This is a genomic window from Paracoccus seriniphilus, assembly GCF_028553745.1.
In the GTDB taxonomy this organism is placed as follows: domain Bacteria; phylum Pseudomonadota; class Alphaproteobacteria; order Rhodobacterales; family Rhodobacteraceae; genus Paracoccus; species Paracoccus seriniphilus.
The window spans coordinates 138,516-154,004 of the sequence record NZ_CP067130.1 but is presented as its reverse complement, the minus strand read 5'-3'; the positions used below and the strand labels follow the sequence as shown (position 1 = coordinate 154,004).

General features: G+C 62.2%; 16 protein-coding genes. All 16 read right to left on the bottom strand.

Annotated elements, in window-relative coordinates; all coding sequences use genetic code 11:
• Positions 1-56: 56 nt before the first annotated feature.
• The gene (locus JHW44_RS14355; RefSeq protein WP_089345159.1) at positions 57-959 is read right to left on the bottom strand and encodes an ornithine cyclodeaminase family protein; all 903 of its coding nucleotides are present in this window, start codon (positions 957-959) and stop codon (positions 57-59) included.
• Positions 960-1,257: 298 nt separating this feature from the next.
• A complete protein-coding gene (locus JHW44_RS14350; protein ID WP_179217754.1) occupies positions 1,258-3,597 on the bottom strand; it encodes a molybdopterin-dependent oxidoreductase in 2,340 nt (779 codons plus the stop codon).
• A gap of 183 nt (positions 3,598-3,780) precedes the next feature.
• Complete coding sequence (locus JHW44_RS14345) at positions 3,781-5,253, bottom strand: tripartite tricarboxylate transporter permease (RefSeq protein WP_089345160.1); 1,473 nt, start codon at positions 5,251-5,253, stop codon at positions 3,781-3,783.
• A gap of 17 nt (positions 5,254-5,270) precedes the next feature.
• Complete coding sequence (locus tag JHW44_RS14340; RefSeq protein WP_089345161.1) at positions 5,271-5,714, bottom strand: tripartite tricarboxylate transporter TctB family protein; 444 nt, start codon at positions 5,712-5,714, stop codon at positions 5,271-5,273.
• Positions 5,714-6,649, bottom strand: coding sequence for a tripartite tricarboxylate transporter substrate binding protein (locus JHW44_RS14335; RefSeq protein ID WP_089345162.1), 936 nt, complete (start codon positions 6,647-6,649; stop codon positions 5,714-5,716). Before JHW44_RS14335 ends, JHW44_RS14340 begins: the two co-directional genes overlap by 1 nt.
• A 183-nt stretch (positions 6,650-6,832) precedes the next feature.
• Positions 6,833-8,254, bottom strand: coding sequence for a hypothetical protein (locus tag JHW44_RS14330; RefSeq protein WP_272850329.1), 1,422 nt, complete (start codon positions 8,252-8,254; stop codon positions 6,833-6,835).
• Between the two features lie 148 nt (positions 8,255-8,402).
• Positions 8,403-8,624, bottom strand: a complete 222-nt coding sequence (locus JHW44_RS14325) for a hypothetical protein (protein WP_272850328.1) — start codon at positions 8,622-8,624, stop codon at positions 8,403-8,405.
• 102 nt (positions 8,625-8,726) lie between these two features.
• Entirely contained in the window at positions 8,727-8,993 is a 267-nt protein-coding gene (locus JHW44_RS14320) for a hypothetical protein (RefSeq protein ID WP_089345165.1), read from the bottom strand.
• A gap of 151 nt (positions 8,994-9,144) precedes the next feature.
• The gene (locus JHW44_RS14315) at positions 9,145-9,873 is read right to left on the bottom strand and encodes a hypothetical protein (RefSeq protein WP_143811469.1); all 729 of its coding nucleotides are present in this window, start codon (positions 9,871-9,873) and stop codon (positions 9,145-9,147) included.
• 36 nt (positions 9,874-9,909) lie between these two features.
• Positions 9,910-10,422, bottom strand: coding sequence for an RES family NAD+ phosphorylase (locus JHW44_RS14310; RefSeq protein WP_089345167.1), 513 nt, complete (start codon positions 10,420-10,422; stop codon positions 9,910-9,912).
• On the bottom strand, positions 10,422-10,772 hold the full coding sequence (locus JHW44_RS14305) for an MbcA/ParS/Xre antitoxin family protein (protein WP_089345168.1): 351 nt from the start codon (positions 10,770-10,772) through the stop codon (positions 10,422-10,424). Before JHW44_RS14305 ends, JHW44_RS14310 begins: the two co-directional genes overlap by 1 nt.
• Positions 10,773-10,852: 80 nt before the next feature.
• On the bottom strand, positions 10,853-11,152 hold the full coding sequence (locus JHW44_RS14300) for a DUF4387 family protein (RefSeq protein WP_089345169.1): 300 nt from the start codon (positions 11,150-11,152) through the stop codon (positions 10,853-10,855).
• Positions 11,149-12,510: an acyclic terpene utilization AtuA family protein gene (locus JHW44_RS14295; protein ID WP_089345170.1), complete on the bottom strand. Its 1,362-nt coding sequence runs from the start codon at positions 12,508-12,510 to the stop codon at positions 11,149-11,151. Before JHW44_RS14295 ends, JHW44_RS14300 begins: the two co-directional genes overlap by 4 nt.
• 1 nt (position 12,511) lies before the next feature.
• Positions 12,512-14,038 carry a tripartite tricarboxylate transporter permease gene (locus JHW44_RS14290; protein ID WP_089345171.1) on the bottom strand — a complete coding sequence of 509 codons (1,527 nt, stop codon included), beginning with the start codon at positions 14,036-14,038 and terminating at the stop codon, positions 12,512-12,514.
• A gap of 3 nt (positions 14,039-14,041) precedes the next feature.
• Positions 14,042-14,485, bottom strand: a complete 444-nt coding sequence (locus JHW44_RS14285; RefSeq protein ID WP_218822589.1) for a tripartite tricarboxylate transporter TctB family protein — start codon at positions 14,483-14,485, stop codon at positions 14,042-14,044.
• A complete protein-coding gene (locus JHW44_RS14280; protein ID WP_089345172.1) occupies positions 14,482-15,441 on the bottom strand; it encodes a Bug family tripartite tricarboxylate transporter substrate binding protein in 960 nt (319 codons plus the stop codon). The genes JHW44_RS14285 and JHW44_RS14280 overlap by 4 nt, the downstream gene beginning before the upstream one ends.
• Between the last annotated feature and the right edge of the window lie 48 nt (positions 15,442-15,489).

The following is a 15,489-nucleotide window of genomic DNA, read 5'->3' as shown; positions in this document are numbered from 1 at the left end:
TTCCCTGTCGGTTGATTTTGTTCCGGCCGTGATGTCGAACCCGGCCGGGCTTTTGGTCATTGGTTCAGATAGGCGTCATAGACATGGCGCGCCGCTGCCAGATCCTCGACGGCGACACCGACCGATTTGAACACCGTGGTCTGGCCCGGATCGATCTGGACCCTGCCCGCGAACAGTTCGCCTGCTTCGGCCAGGATTTCCGCGCCGGACAGGATGACATCGCCAGCCTCGGTCATGGCGGCTTCGCGCGAATCCACGACCAGCGCATTGGCCATGACCGCGTCATCCAGCTCGCGCCATGTCGGACGTGGCGAGCCAACGGAATTGACATGCGCCCCGGCCTTCAGCCATGCGCCCTGCACAACGGGCGTGGTCGAATTGGTTGCCACGACGACGATATCCGCGCCTTCCACCGCCTGTTGCAGCGCCATGGCCTGCGCGCCATGCCTGTCGGCAAAGGCGCGGGCATTGGCCTGGGTGCGGCTCCAGACACGAACCTCGTCGATGGGAAAGATCTCGCGCAGCGCCTGCAAATGCGCCTCGGCCTGAACACCGCTGCCGATCAGGGCCAGACGCGAACTTTCCGGGCTGGCCAGCCGACGGCTGACCGCGGCCGAGGTCGCCGCCGTGCGCATTTCGGTGATCAGCCGGCCATCCATGACCGCCAGAGGCTGGCCCGTTTGCGGATCGAACAGCAGGATGCTGGCCAGATGGGTCGGATATTCGCTGCCCGCATTCGCCGGATAGAAACAGACCAGCTTGGCCCCCATCGCCTGCGAGGTCACCGCCGGCATCATGCCCAGATAGCGCCGCTCTGGCTCGACCGGCAGCATCTGACGCACGGGCTGGATGGCATCGCCCGAAGACAGCTCGCTCAGGGCGCGCTCCATCAGCGGAACAAGATCGCGATAGGTCAAAAGCCGGGCGACATCTTCTTCGGTGAGATTGACGAGTGACATGCAGTTCAGCCCCCAGAATGATCCGGGACATGCCGTCCCGATCTGTGAAAATCAGTATGGGGCGATTCCAAATCATGTCAACATTTGATATTCGCGTCCTGCATGTTGGCACATTTCAGCACGAATGAAGGTCAGATTCATGCTGGCAGCACGGCATGGCCCATTGAATGATCACCATGATCAAACCGACGGCACCCATTCGGGCACCGTCGGAACTTTCACCGATCGGAAGGGATTTTCACATGACGGATGCGGCGCAATCCTGCGCCGGAGTGCCGGATCGACTGGCCGGGTGGAATCAATCCACGCTGTCGGCGGATCTGATGTCCGGCTGGTCAAAGACGCGAATATCCGGTGCCACGCCTTCAAAACGCGCCAGCCGCACCAGCGCCGAATGTGCCGCCGGCCCCTGGGACAGACGCGAGGTCCGCCAATCATGTGTCAGCACGTTGGGGTTGCCGTGTCGGTCCAGATGCTGCGGGTCAGAGAGGTCGGGATCATACCAGGCCCCTGTCCACAGGAATACCACGCCGGGCCGGATATCTTCGGTCAGCACGGCCCCGGCCAGGCATCTTCCCCGGTCATTGTGCAGCAGAACGATATCGCCATCGGCGATGCCCCGCGCCTGCGCATCCGCGGGATTGATCAGCACCGGCTCGCGCCCCCCGACCTTGCGGCTGCGACTGTAATCACCATTGTCCAGTTGACTGTGCAGCCGCGTCGCCGGCTGACCCGAGACCATATGCAGCAGATCGGGATCGTTGCGATTGCCCAGCCATTCGCGCGGCGGCAGCCAAGCGGCATGACCCGGACAATCGGCATAATCGAACCCCGCAATCACCTGCGAATACAACTCGATCCGCCCCGAGGGCGTGGGCAGGGCATTGGCCCGGGGATCGGCGCGGAAATCACCAAGGAACACATGTTCGGGCGCGCGGTCGGGAAATTCGACTGCCTTCTGCCCGGTGATGAATTCATCCCATTCCGGCAGGCGGATATCCTCGGCCAGGGCGGTTTGCGTCATCCGCTGCCACATGTGACGCAGCCAGTCCTCGCTGCTGCGCCCTTCGGAAAAGGCATCCAGCACATCCAGCCGCGCCGCCAGATCGCAATAGATGTCATATTCGCAGCGCGCCTCGGCCGGAGGATCGACCAGTTTCGGCATCGGGATCAGCGCATTGTCCTGGGTTCCGGCCCCGAAATCACAGCGCTCCTGCGGCGCCGCGACCGGCAGCACGATATCGGCATGTCGCGCCGTCGCGGTCCAGTTCAACTCGTTCACGATGATGGTTTCGGGCTGCTGAAACGCCTCTCGCAGCCGGTTCAGATCCTGATGGTGGTGGAAGGGGTTGCCCCCGGCCCACCAGACCAGCCGCACATCGGGAAAGACCCGCTTTTCTCCATTGTAGTCGTAGCCCTGCCCGGGGTTCAGCAGCATATCCGAAATCATGGCAACGGGGATGAAGTCCTTGACCGGATTGTCCCCCTGCGGCAGCGAGGGCCAGCCGACAGGCCGGTCCATGGTGCCGATATGCGCTTCGGAACCATAGCCGATGCCATAGCCACCGCCCGGCAGACCGATCTGCCCCAGCATCGAGGCCAGTGTCACCGTGGCCCAGAGCGGCTGTTCACCATGTTCCCCACGCTGCAGGCTGACCGCCGTGCAGATCAGGGTCCGCGATGCCGCCATGCGCCGCGCCAGCGCGCGCAGCCGTTCGGCATCCAGACCCGATTGCCGCGCAGCCCATTCGGCATCCTTGGGCTGTCCGTCCTCTTGCCCCAGAAGATAGCTGCGCAGCTTGTCAAAACCGACCGTATAGCGATCCAGGAAAGCCTGATCATGCAGTCCTTCGACCAGCAGCGTATGGGCAAGACCCAGCATGATCGCGGTGTCCGATCCGGGCCGCGGGGCCAGCCATTCCGCCTGCAGCGATTGTGCCGCGTCATTGCGATAGGGGCTGATGCTCACGAAATCGACCCCGGCCTGGCGGCAGGCCTCGAGATCGGCGCGCAACCGATGGCGATAGACGCCCCCTGCCCCGACCTGCGCCGAACGCAGCGGCACGCCACCAAACATCACCACCAGTTCCCCGTTTCGGGCAACGCTGCGCCAGCGGGTGGCCTCTTTGACATGCTGCCGGAAGTTCCCGACGATATGGGGCATCAGCACCAGCGCCGCGTTATAGCTGTAGTTGCCTTCCGAGGCGACGAAACCGCCGACCGTATTGAGAAACCGCTTGAGTTGGGATTGCGCATGGTGAAAGCGGCCGGCGCTGCTCCACCCATAGGAACCGGCAAAGATCGCGCCATTGCCATGCTGGCCCCGCACGCGCGTCACCTCTCCCGCGATCAGATCAAGCGCGCGGTCCCAACTGACCTCGACAAAAGGCTCTGCCCCCCGCCGCCCCGCGGCGCGCCCCGGGCCATCACGCAGCCAGCTTTCGCGAACGGCAGGGCGCAGCACCCTTGCCCTTCCGTTCAGACTCGAGGCGATATTGCCATTGATCGGCGAGGGATCCGGATCATCCTCGTGACCCGAGACATTGACGATACGGCCATTTTCGACCACCGCCCGACCGGGCCCCCAATGGCTGGCCGTCATCAATGTGGCAGAGCGGGCAGAATTGTCGGAGACCATCTTATCGTTCCATATATCGGCATATTCATCACCTATGCTGGCACGATATTCTTCCTTTGTCGACAGTTATCATTCACGGTCCGCCGGCGATGTCCAGCATGCCCCTGCCTGAACAGGAAACAGGCCGGCACCGGGTCATGTCCCGATACCGGCCTGTCGGTCGTTCCAACAGGATCGCCCGCCCTATTTGCGCAGCATTCGCCGCAGATGTGCCAGAAGCGGCGGCGTCAGCAGGCCAAGGATGATCACCCACATGACCTTGGCGATATTGCTTTCAAAGAAGATCGCCGGAGACCCCTTGCCGATGATCATCCCCTGCGAGAACCCGCCCTCGGCAATGGGTCCAAGGATCAACCCCAGGATCAGCGCCTCGAGCGAATAACCCAGCTTTTTCAGGATCAGCCCGAAAAAGGCGAAACCGATCATCAGATAGACATCGAAGGTCGACTGATTCAGCGCATAGGATCCCAATACCGCAAAGGCGCTGATCACCGGCACCATGATGGCAGGCGGAATCAGCGCGATGCGCGCCAGATAGGGGGCGACGCTGATGCCCACGATCAGAAAGACCGCATTGGCGATGAACAGCGAATAGATGAAGGGATAGGTCTTGTCGGCGTGAATGGTGAACAGATCCGGCCCCGGGATCATCCCGTGGATGATAAAGGCCCCCATCAATGCGGCCGCAACCGAATTGCCCGGAATCCCCAGGGTCAGCGTCGGCACCAGCGAACCACCGACGCAGCCGTTGTTGCCCGCCTCGGCGGCGGCCACCCCTTCGGGCGCGCCCTTGCCGAAACGGGCCTTGGCACCGGCCAGCCGCTTGGCGAAGTTATAGGACAGGAAGGCGGCAATGGTCGCCCCTTCGCCGGGCAGGATTCCCACCACGGTGCCCGTCCCCGACCCCAGCGCCATATAGCGCCCGATGCCCTTGGGCATGGGTTCGGATTTCTGGCTGCGTTCCAGCGCCGAGGCATCGATGGTCGTTGCATGGCGCTGGCCCGCGATTTCCAGCATCTGGATCATCGAGAACAGCCCGATCAGCGCGGGCATGAAGTCGATGCCGTCGATCAGCTCTACCGATCCAAAGGTATAGCGCAGGCTGCCCGACATGGCATCGGTGCCGATCACGGCGATGATCATGCCCAGGACACCGGCCAACAGCGCCTTGATCAGCGAGGTATCCTCATCCGCAATAGAGACGATCCCGGCCAGGCCCATCAGCGCCAGAAGGAAAGTCTCTGCCGGACCGAAGGCCAGCGCCTGCTGGGCCAGAAGCGGCGCGAACATCAACAGCACCACGGCCGAAATCAGCCCGCCCATGAAAGAGGCCACCACCGACACTTTCAGCGCCAGACGGCCACGGCCCTCGCGGCTCATCGCATAGCCTTCCAGCGCGGTGGCGACGGCCGCGGGGGTGCCCGGGGTGTTCAGAAGAATTGCGGGGATCGAACCTCCATACATGGCCCCCGCATAGATCCCGCCCAGCAGCATCAGCCCCAGAACAGGATCCATCGTATAGGTGAACGGCACCAGCAGGCCGACCGCCATGGTCGCCGTCAGCCCCGGCATGGCACCGATGACCACACCGGCGACAGTCCCGATTGCGATGGCCAGCAACGATGCCGGCATCAGCACGATCGCGATATAATCCATAGGGATCTACCTTGTTTTCAGAAGCTTGGGCCGGGCAGATTGACCGACAGAAGTTGCACGAAGATCAGCCAGACGGCGGCCAGAACCCCTGCCGTGCTGAGCCCGATGACAACGGGATTGCGATAACCCAGAAGCACCGCGATCACCGGGATGAACACCGCTGCCGGAATGAAGAAGCCAAGCGGCTCGAACGCCAGCGCAAAGGCCACCAGCCCGGCCAGCAGCCCGAAGAACCGCCCTGCCCGTCCGAACAGATCCAGCCTTTCATCCGCCGCGCGGTTGCGCAACGACAGCAGCAACTGAATGGCGCCAAGCCCACCGAAAGAGACCGCCAGAAAGCGAACATATTTCGCCGATGTCTTTTGGGCGATCCCCGAATAATCGGCCGTGCTGAGATAAAGCAGCACGGCCAACCCGATGAATCCCGCCAGAAGAAGCCTGTCGAGAATATTGCGTGACATTACCAGGGAGCCGTCTCGAACACTTTCATCGTGTCGGCCTGCAGTTGCTGCAGATAGGCCAGATAGTCCGGCCCGCTCATCGGCAGCAGATAGATATTGCTGGCTGCGGCCTTCTCGATGAATTCGGGATCGGCCATGACCTCGGCCAGAACCTCGTCCAGCTTGCTGGCGACATCCTCGGGCACGCCTGCCGGGGCAACAAAGCCACGGGTGGCGCGCATCAGCGTGTCATAGCCCTGCTCCTTGGCGGTGGGCACATCGGGCAGCAGATCGTTGCGCTCTTCGCTGAGCATGGCGATGATGCGCGCATCACCGGCCTTGTGCTGGGCGATCATCTGCGACAGGTTCATGAACGACGCATCGACATGCCCCCCCAGGATCGCGGCCTTCTGTTCGGTCGATCCCTTGGTGGGCAGCAGGTTGAAGGTGGTGCCCGTCAGGGCCTCGAAATCCTTGGCCGCAAGGAAGTCATCCGAGCCGATGCCATTGACAGCGACAGTCAGTTCTTCACCCTTGGCCAGATCATCCAGAGTCTGGATCGGGCTGTCCTTGGGCACGGAAACCAGTTCCGGGTCTTCAGCGGTGTTGCCCATCACGTGAAAGCTGTCCAGCGTGTAGGCCGCGCGCCCGGATGCGATATGGGCCACCAGTTGCGGGGTGAATACCATGCCGATGGTATAGCCATCGGGCTCGGCGCGCGCGATGGCCTCAAAGCCCTTCTGGCCACCCGATCCCTTGATGTTGTTGATGACGAATTCGAAGCCGTCGAATTTCTTTTCGGCCACCTCGGCAAAGATGCGCGCGGTGGTATCGGTCGAGCCTCCGGCGCTGGAGGGGACGATGATCTCGATCGGTTCGGCGGGGTAATCCTGGGCCATGGCACCTGAGGCAAGGCCGGCGACGGCAAGCCCCGCAGCAATGATGGGTTTCAGCATAACATGTAGTCTCCCTGACAGTTCCGAAGCGCGATCCATTCCACAAACGGATATTTTTCGGGCAGAACATTCGCATTCTGCCCCGTCAAAGTGCAAGACCGAAACGCCCCGGTTTTGCCTTGCCGCCAAGGTATTCTGCCCCTGCCTTCCGCAGCTTGAGTCGCGCCATGTCGTCACGGCAGGCTAGATCAGCCAGATCAGGATCAGCACCCAGGCCGATATCGCGCAGCCCATGCACAGCGCATAGGGGCCATTCCAGCGCAATCCCAGCTGTCGCGCGGGCAGCCCGGCAAAGCCGCCCAGCAGCATCACCGATGCCGTGAAGGGCGAGGTCGTGCCGCTGATCGCCCAGCCCCCCGTCACGGCCGCGACCAGCGCAGCAGGCGGAACGCCCATCACCTCGGGCGCGGGCAGGATCGGCAGGATCATCGACACCGAGAGGATCGGGTTCATCCCCAGCTGACCGGTCAAGGGCACCAGCCAGACCATTGCCACCACGATCAGCCAGCCCGGCAGCACCGACAGATCCAACCCCAGTCGCGGCAAGACCGGCTCCAGCATGAAGGCCCCAAGGCTGCCGATGAAGGCCGCCATGAACAGCAGCACGATCTGGTTCCCGCAGGAGGGCAACTCGCGGCGCACGAAATGACTGACCTGCGTTGACAGATGCCGTCGCGCCCCACCGACCACCAAGCTGCCCTGCAGGCAGATCCAGGCGACGGCGATCGCGGGCACGCAGGTCATCACCGCGGCCACCACATCGACCCCCACCAGATTGTGCAGCAGAACCACCCCGGTCACGATGGCCGCCAGCAACAGAAGCAACGGGCGCAGATGCCGCAGCCATTTTCCCGAAGGCGCGGCGCGCGGCGGGGCGGGATGGCTGAGGCGCGGCTTGAACAGCGTGTCCAGTCCCCAGCCCAGCCCGATCAGCAACAGGGCATTGACCGCGCAGGGCAGCACGACATTGTTCCAGCTGGCCCCCGGCACCAGTGCCAGCGTGATCGCCATGGAAAACCCAAGAGGCGACCAGCACAGCGTTGCCGCAAAGCCGCGATTGATCGCCACCAGCATCCGACGCAGCCGGTGGCGGCGCAATTCGGGGTCGGTTTCACGCATCGTGCTGGCCTTTGACAGGCCACCCAGAAGTGCGATCGAACCATACATCAGGATCAGCCCGAACAGATGTCCCCCGATGGACAGGGCGATATAGCGCAGCCCCGGCCTCTGCCCGGCCAGAAAGCGACCGCATTCCAGGATCTCTTCCGATCCCATCGCCGCGATGCGAATGGCGCTGAGCGCGGTATAGAGCGCCATGACAAAGCTGCCGCGTTCGACCGCGTTCCATGTTCCGCCCCACCAGTCTGGCTGGGTCAGCGCCGCCACCGACACCATGGCCAGACCGACCAGGACAAAGATGACCGGGGCAGAACGATCGGCCAGCGCAAAGGCGATGATCCCGGCCAGCGCCAATGCCCCCGCCAGCATCGCTGCCGTTGCGCTGTGGCTGTAGAACCCGGCTATCATCACCAACATCGCCAGAACGGGAAACAGCCCGGCAAGCTCCATCACCCGCCTGCGCAGTTCCGCGCTCAACCGCCCCACCCGACAGCTTCCATGCGCAATGTGATCCCGATTTTCATGCCGCGCCTCCGTGCCTGGCCCATATGGCGATATATTCGCCTTCAGGCTGTAAACGGTTTGCGTTCGTCTGACGGCGATGTCCAGATCTGCCGCGTCAAACCGAACCGTTTCAAGGGGATCCGCTCCGCAGAAACCTGGTCAGCGGGCGACGCCATTGCGCCGTCCTGACCCGGAAGGCCACCTGTTCCGCGGATTGCCATGCCAGCGCGATCAGGCTTTGCTGCACCGCGACGGTCGCCTTGGACAGAGGCAGCTGCACCGACCAGCAGACGGCCATGTTGGTGCGCGGCGCAGACAGGAATTCCGTAGATATCATCGGCAGCATCGACATGCGCGGTGCCGCCATGCCATCGGGCGAATTGCTGTCCGAAGAAAACCGGACCGCGATCGAACAGCAAGCGCTGGTTATCCGCTGCCTGAACCATTGGCGCTGTCACCAATCACGCAGGGCCAGCAACTGGTCACGTTCTTCTTCGGCACAACCCATGGACATCTCCACAACCGCGCGCTGATAGTCCTTGCGGGGTGTCATCCGCGCGATCCGGCAAGGCACGGCAGGAAGAACGGCAATGGTCAGATTGCTTTCACGCCCCTCGCGGATCTGCTTGGCACGCGCGCCAAAGGGAAAGACCACCGGCCGCGGATGCGCGCGGTCGGCCGGTCGCAGGGCCTGAACCCGCCTCTGATCGCGGCCGGGCAATCAGGAATAATAGTCGCCGATGACCTATTCCATTGCGGTCGCAGGATCGGCAATCACCAAACCGGTTCCGTGGTTTTCATGCCATCGGGACCGGCGCATTCGCGCGGCAGGACGGAAGGAACGCGGCCCTGAACGGGCCGCGAAGTCAGGGTTATTTTCGGCGCAGGACGCCGTTTACCTTCCGCAATGGCGCGGTGAGTTTCCATGAGGTGCTGGCCAGCATCGCATCGCGCTGTTTGGTCGCCTTGATGAACTTGATCCTCAGAAGCTGGAACTGGGCTTCTTTCTGATCGAATTTCTTCTTCATCGCGGCCAGCTTCGCGCTGGCGTCGTCTCTGGCCTTCTCGGCCGCAAGGCGCGCCTTGTCGGCTGCATTTCGCGCCTTCTCGGCTGCATTGCGCGCTTTCTTGAGCGCCTCGATCTCGTCATGCAGCGAAGCATTGGGCTTCTTGGTGGTTTCCAGATCTCGCTGCCAGCTTTCGGTCAGCGCTGCGATATCTTCGATACGGGCGTCATGCTGCGACCAGGCCTCGGCAAGCTGCTGTTCAAGTTCTGCGATCCGCCGGGCCTGACTGGCTTCAACCGTTTCCGTGTCATTCCCGAGCGATACGGCCAAAGCATGCTGTTCGGCCTGCGGTCGTTCCGACGCGCCGGTGACATCGGACACATTATCGTCTTTTGCTGCGATCATCTGCTTCAATCCGTCTTTTGCCCCTGCAGCAGTTAGACCAAACAGGCTGTCGCGTGAAGGCCTATAACGGCAGAGCCTGGGCAAGGTTGCCACAATTTCCGGTTGCGCCACCCGCTGTATCAACAAGACGCGTCCCGAAGACACGAATTCGTCGGGTTTCGATCGATGTTTGCAGATCTCGACCTGCAAATGCTCACGTTGTCTGTGAGAATGTCACCGGGCTTCTTACATCCGTCCCAGACGATCCTCGTCATCTATGACGTCAAGCCTGCAATCACGACCTGTCCAACGCCACAGGACAAGATTCAGACTGGTCTCGGATGCGCCCTTGGCAAAGCTGCGTATCAACATCCCGGCGAAACCGCTTTCGATCAATGCGCAGGCAAAGCTCTGGGTCGGTGCCCTTTGCCCCCCAAGCATGGTCGCGCGCCAGCCGGGATCGGCCAGAGCATCCGCCGTCATGCCATATGCGCCCAATGCCGCGCTGTCGCGCGTATCAAAAAGAGGACCAAGATCGGCGAGATAAGAGACCAGCACCGTAGGTTGCAGGCTGCCGACCTGATTGGCCTCGCGCAGGGCGGTCGCGGGGTCAAAGGCCGTATAGAGAGCGGGCACACCCTTTGGGTTGAAACGCCCGCCGTAAAGCATGGCGCCCCGGCCCGACAGCGGCTGGCGCGCATAGACCGGGTTCAGGGCGCGATAGAGCGGCCCCTGATAGCGTCCCTTCGTCAGCGGCATCAGGCAAAGACGCCCGCATCAACCGCATCGATATATTCCAGCACTTGTTGCGCCTTGCCTTCCTGCACCAGCTGCATCGCGGTCCGTCCATCAAAGCCGGGCAGAGGTTCGGAGCGATACCAGGCATAGGCCATCAGCTCCGAGCCAAAGCGCGGCTCGACCTTGTTGAGTATCTCGACCAGTTCGCGCAGGCGGCGCTGAGTCTTGTCCGACTGAACCCTTGTGCGGCGCTGCATGGCATCCTTGCCCAGCCCCACCGTCAGGCCAATCTCTTCCGCCGTGGTGCGCAGGGCCACGGCGATCTTGCGAGGTTCGAACTGTCCGCCTTCGGCAAAATTCATCAGATGCATGGCATGGCTCCAATCAGCTATCTAGACGCAATATATTGTCAAAATGACTGACATACAAGAAGAACGCAGGCCCGCGCGGCCTAGCCCAGCTCATATTCCTCCAGCAATGCGGCATATTGCGCGCCATGCATGTCACGATCTTCGGCGCTACCCTGCACGACAGGCCGCGGCAAGCTGAACTTGACGACGCGAAGATCCTCGATGTCGAAACGTTTGAGCGTTTGTTCGGGCACCCGATAAAGCTGCGCCACAGAGGTGCTGGACAGGCCGTCGCGGACCCGTTTGTAGATATCCGGCCGGTCGCAGAAAATATCGATGGTCACCCAGAAAGGGCCCGCATTCTTTGATCTGACTTTCAGAACAACGTCACCCAGTTTCATCTTGCAACCTTTGATTGAGTCTGACTGACCTCGATGCGGAAGGCCGACATCGGGTCTGTGAGATGCATGACATGGTTCAGCGCGAACTCATACAGCGCCCCCCGGTTCGTGGTGGCTGGGGAATAGGGAAAGGCAAAGGTCGGCAGCTCCTCGTCATCGGTCAGCGGATAATGCAGCACGAAAGGATTGATCAGCTTGCCGATCTCGCCGGCCTCATCCTGGCTGCGCGCGGTGATGATGCCCAGCACCCCGACCTCTGCCGGATCGCCGATACGGTTTTCCAGCGCGCCCAATGCGCCATTGACACCAATCAGCCGGAAATCCAGCCTGTAATCGCCAGGGGTCAGCCCCATCCGGGTTTCGATCTCGGCGGTCAAAAAGCCGGTCAGCCGGTCAACCCATGTCTGTGCATTGCCTACATAATGGGCGTTGCGCAGAATGGCCATGATCGTGGTCTGATAGCCCCCGATCCGTGCGCCCTCCAGCTTGACGGTATAAGGACCGGGGATCCAACGAGAACCCTCGACCCGCACGCGACGATCATCCAGTGCCGTATAATGCGCGCCGGTCACATCCAGATGCCCGCCCGGTTCGTATAGATGGAAAGGGTCCGAATTCTCATAGAGCATATGCGCGCTGACCGAATGCGGCGTGCAGGCGGCGCTTTCCGCCATCGGTTCGACCGTAAAGCCATCGGCATCGAAATCGACCATGATGACGCCCGAGGTCGGATTGGTGGAACACAGCGCCCCGCATTCGGCGATCTTGGCGCCATGCCAGGCCCCGCCTGCCGCGTCACCGCGTGACAGAGGCAGCGCCGCAATGGTCGCGGTGTCGGTCGTGCGACCGGCAATGACGATATCGGCACCGGTTTCCAAGGCCGCCTGAATATGTTCGGCGCCCGCCAGAGCGACGATATTGGACAGGTTCGACAAGTCCAGTTCCGGCGCGGGGGTCAGCGGCGTGACCTGCCCGGCCTTCGCCGCTGCGGCGATGCGCTCGACCGGCTGGCTGGAATAAAGCCGCGCGATCTTCAGCGACTGGCCCAGCTCCTGCGCCAGTTCGATGGTGATGTCATACATCCAGTCGACGGTGCTGTCCGTGCCGCAGGTGCCCGCCGTGCCGATGACCAGCGGGACGCCAAGTTCGGCGCGGGCCTGCATCAGGCTGCGCCATTCCGATTTCGTCGCCGCGCGGGAATATTTCGACTGTCCCGCCCCCAGGCTGAAGGGCCCACTGTCGGTGGACCCTCCGTCGATGCAGATGATATCCGGGCGCATGGCCACGCCGCGCGCCAGCGCAGCGCGGTCAAAGCCCAGTCCAAGAACGCCCGAAGGCACCAGAACGCGTGTTGGCATGTCAGTCCTCGATCGTTGTTGGGTCGTCATCCGGCAAGGCCGGCTTTTTCAGCAGGCCACGCAGGAAAATCGGGGCGACAAAGCCCAGAATGGCCGCAATCCACAGCCCCACGGCGATAGGTGAACTGAACAGGAAAGCCCAGTCTCCGTCCGACAGCACCATCGCGCGGCGCAGATTGTCCTCCATGGCATTGCCCAGAAGAATGCCAAGGATCGCCGGCACCGTCGGAATGCTCAGCTTGCGCATCACATAGCCAAGGGCCCCGAACCCGACCATCATAAGCATGTCAAAGCTGGACCCGGTCAGGGAATAGATGCCCACAAAGGCAACCATGGTGACGCCCGGCAGCAGGATCCATGCGGGCACCGACAGGATATGCACAAAGATCCTGACCATCGGCACGTTCATCAGCAGCAGCACGATATTGGCAATCAGCAGCGCCGCGATCAGCGACCAGACCACCTCGGGCCTTTCGGTGAACAGCAACGGGCCAGGCGTGATGTTCAGCGTCAGCAACAGCGCCAGCAGCACCGCCGTCGTCCCCGAACCCGGCACTCCCAGCGTCAGCATCGGCACCAGCGCACCCCCAGCTGCGGCATTGTTGCCAGCCTCGGGCGCGGCGACGCCCTTGGGATTGCCCGAACCAAAGCTGTCCTTGTCGCGGGCCAGAGATTTCTCTGCCATATAGGCCAGAAATGACCCCAGCGAAGCCCCCGCGCCCGGCAGGACGCCCGAGACAAAGCCGATCCCCGTGCCACGCATCATCGCGCCGCTGGTCTGGCGCAGCATCTTCCAGGGCACCCTGATCTTGCCCAGCTTGACACCGATGGCGCTGTCCCGGCCATGGGTCTCGATGAAGAAGAACACCTCGGCAACGGCGAACAGGCCGACAATCGCGACCAGAAAATCCACCCCGTCCATCAGATGCAGCTCGCCAAAGGTGAAACGCGGCATGCCAGTTGTCTTGTCCAGACCGATCATGGCAATGGCCAGACCGATCGCGGCGGCAAGCGCGGATTTGGCCTGATTGCTGGACCCGATTCCGCCAAGCGTGCAGAAGGCCAGCATATACAGCGCGAAATATTCGGCCGGGCCGAATTTGAAGGCAACGCGGGCCAGATAGGGCGCAAAGATCATCAGCCCGATCGTTGCGGCGAAAGCGCCGACAAAAGAGGCGACGCCCGACACGACCAGGGCCTCGGCGGCGCGCCCTTGTTTGGCCATCGGATAGCCGTCCAGCGTTGTCATCATCGCCGGTTCATCGCCGGGAATATTCAGCAGGATCGAACTGATCCGCCCACCATACATCGCGCCGTAATAGACCGAAGTCAGCAGCACCAGCGAGGAAATCGCGTCCAGCCCCATCGAGAACGATATGGGAATCAGCAGCGCCACACCATTTGACGGCCCAAGTCCGGGCAGCGCCCCGATGATCGTGCCGACAAAACAGCCGATCACGGCCAGAAGCAGCGTATAGGGCGATGCGGCGATCTGAAAGCCCATCGCAAGATTGGAAAGAATGTCCATGGCTCAGAACCCCCAGCCGGCAGGCAGGCCGCGCAGGCCAAGCCCCAGGATCAGACGGAACAACACCCACAGCCCGACACCCAGTCCGGCGCCGGTAATCGCGGCACGAAGCGGCTTGCCCGCGATCTGCCAACACAGCACGCCCGAAGCGATGGCGGTGGGCAGGATGAAGCCCAGGGGCGTGATCGCATAGGCATAGGCGACCAGCACCGCAAAGGCGATCCCAAGCTGAAGCAGCATCGGCGCGGCGGGCCAGTCGGCCTCGGGATCGGGGCGCAGCACCATGACAAGCGAGCAGACGATCATCACGAGCGCAATCAGATAGGGAAAGACACGCGGGCCGACCGGGTCGGACATGAAGCTGGTCTCGATGCCATATGCGCTGAGGATATACCCCAGCGCTATGACAATCATGACCGTCCCGAAGATACGGTCGCCGCGGATCATTTCAGCAACCCGATCTCTTTCGAGACCTCTTGAATCTGGGCGATATTGTCGGCCACGAATTGCTCGAATTCAGCGCCGAACACATCATAGGATGCCAGTCCGTTTTCGGACATGACCTGTTGCCATTCGTCGCTGGCACCGACCTTTTTCAGGGTCTCGACCCATTCGTCATAGCGTTCATCGCTGATGCCCTTGGGCACATAGATCCCGCGCCAGTTCATTGCGACGATATCCACGCCCTGCTCCTTGGCGGTCGGGACATCCTCAAAGCCCGAGATGCGTTCCTCGGACAGCACCGCGATCTGGCGCACATCGCCGGATTTGATGAAGCCCGTGATCTCGGACAGATCGCCGGTCATGGCCTGCGCAAAGCCGCCAACCGTCTGGGTGATGGCATCCGCGCCACCGTCAAGACCGATATATTTGACCTTGCGGGCCTCGTCAAAACCGGCCTTGTCCAGCATCATCAGGACCTTCAGGTGATCGAAACCGCCCACGGCGGAACCACCGGCAAAGGCCACTTTCGACGGATCGGCCTTCACGGCCTCGACCAGATCGCCCAGATTCTGGAACGGGCTGTCCTTGGCCACGACAATCACCCCGGGATCGCCGCCAATCGTGCCCACCCAGCGTACCTGATCTGCGGTCGCACCGGCAAAGGCATTCTGCGCCAGACGGGTGGTCGTGGCCGAACTGGCGGCGACAAAGACATCGGGGTCCTCGTTGCGGCTGCTGACGACCTGCGTGAAGGCCACGCCGCCACCGGCACCGGCAAGATTGGTCACCTGCACCAGATTGGGCACGATCCCCAGCTCGGTCATGATCCGCCCGATCTGACGGCAGGTAAAGTCCCAGCCGCCGCCGGGATTGGCCGGCGCAATGCATTCTTCGGCAATTGCAGGTGCGGCAACACTTGTCATCAGCGCGGCAATCGCCACGCGGGTCCAGTTCTTCATGATATTCCTCCCTCTCACCCGCCGGATCGGCGCGGGCTTGCGAGACAC

Bases quoted from the DNA above. Each gene is read 5' to 3' on its own strand.
- JHW44_RS14335 (WP_089345162.1), bottom strand. From the start codon at position 6,649: ATGCTGAAACCCATCATTGCTGCGGGGCTTGCCGTCGCCGGCCTTGCC.
- JHW44_RS14355 (WP_089345159.1), bottom strand. From the start codon at position 959: ATGTCACTCGTCAATCTCACCGAAGAAGATGTCGCCCGGCTTTTGACC.
- JHW44_RS14300 (WP_089345169.1), bottom strand. From the start codon at position 11,152: ATGAAACTGGGTGACGTTGTTCTGAAAGTCAGATCAAAGAATGCGGGC.
- JHW44_RS14310 (WP_089345167.1), bottom strand. From the start codon at position 10,422: ATGCCGCTGACGAAGGGACGCTATCAGGGGCCGCTCTATCGCGCCCTG.
- JHW44_RS14345 (WP_089345160.1), bottom strand. From the start codon at position 5,253: ATGGATTATATCGCGATCGTGCTGATGCCGGCATCGTTGCTGGCCATC.
- JHW44_RS14295 (WP_089345170.1), bottom strand. From the start codon at position 12,510: ATGCCAACACGCGTTCTGGTGCCTTCGGGCGTTCTTGGACTGGGCTTT.
- JHW44_RS14280 (WP_089345172.1), bottom strand. From the start codon at position 15,441: ATGAAGAACTGGACCCGCGTGGCGATTGCCGCGCTGATGACAAGTGTT.
- JHW44_RS14325 (WP_272850328.1), bottom strand. From the start codon at position 8,624: ATGTCGATGCTGCCGATGATATCTACGGAATTCCTGTCTGCGCCGCGC.
- JHW44_RS14350 (WP_179217754.1), bottom strand. From the start codon at position 3,597: ATGGTCTCCGACAATTCTGCCCGCTCTGCCACATTGATGACGGCCAGC.
- JHW44_RS14340 (WP_089345161.1), bottom strand. From the start codon at position 5,714: ATGTCACGCAATATTCTCGACAGGCTTCTTCTGGCGGGATTCATCGGG.
- JHW44_RS14305 (WP_089345168.1), bottom strand. From the start codon at position 10,772: ATGCATCTGATGAATTTTGCCGAAGGCGGACAGTTCGAACCTCGCAAG.
- JHW44_RS14285 (WP_218822589.1), bottom strand. From the start codon at position 14,485: ATGATCCGCGGCGACCGTATCTTCGGGACGGTCATGATTGTCATAGCG.
- JHW44_RS14290 (WP_089345171.1), bottom strand. From the start codon at position 14,038: ATGGACATTCTTTCCAATCTTGCGATGGGCTTTCAGATCGCCGCATCG.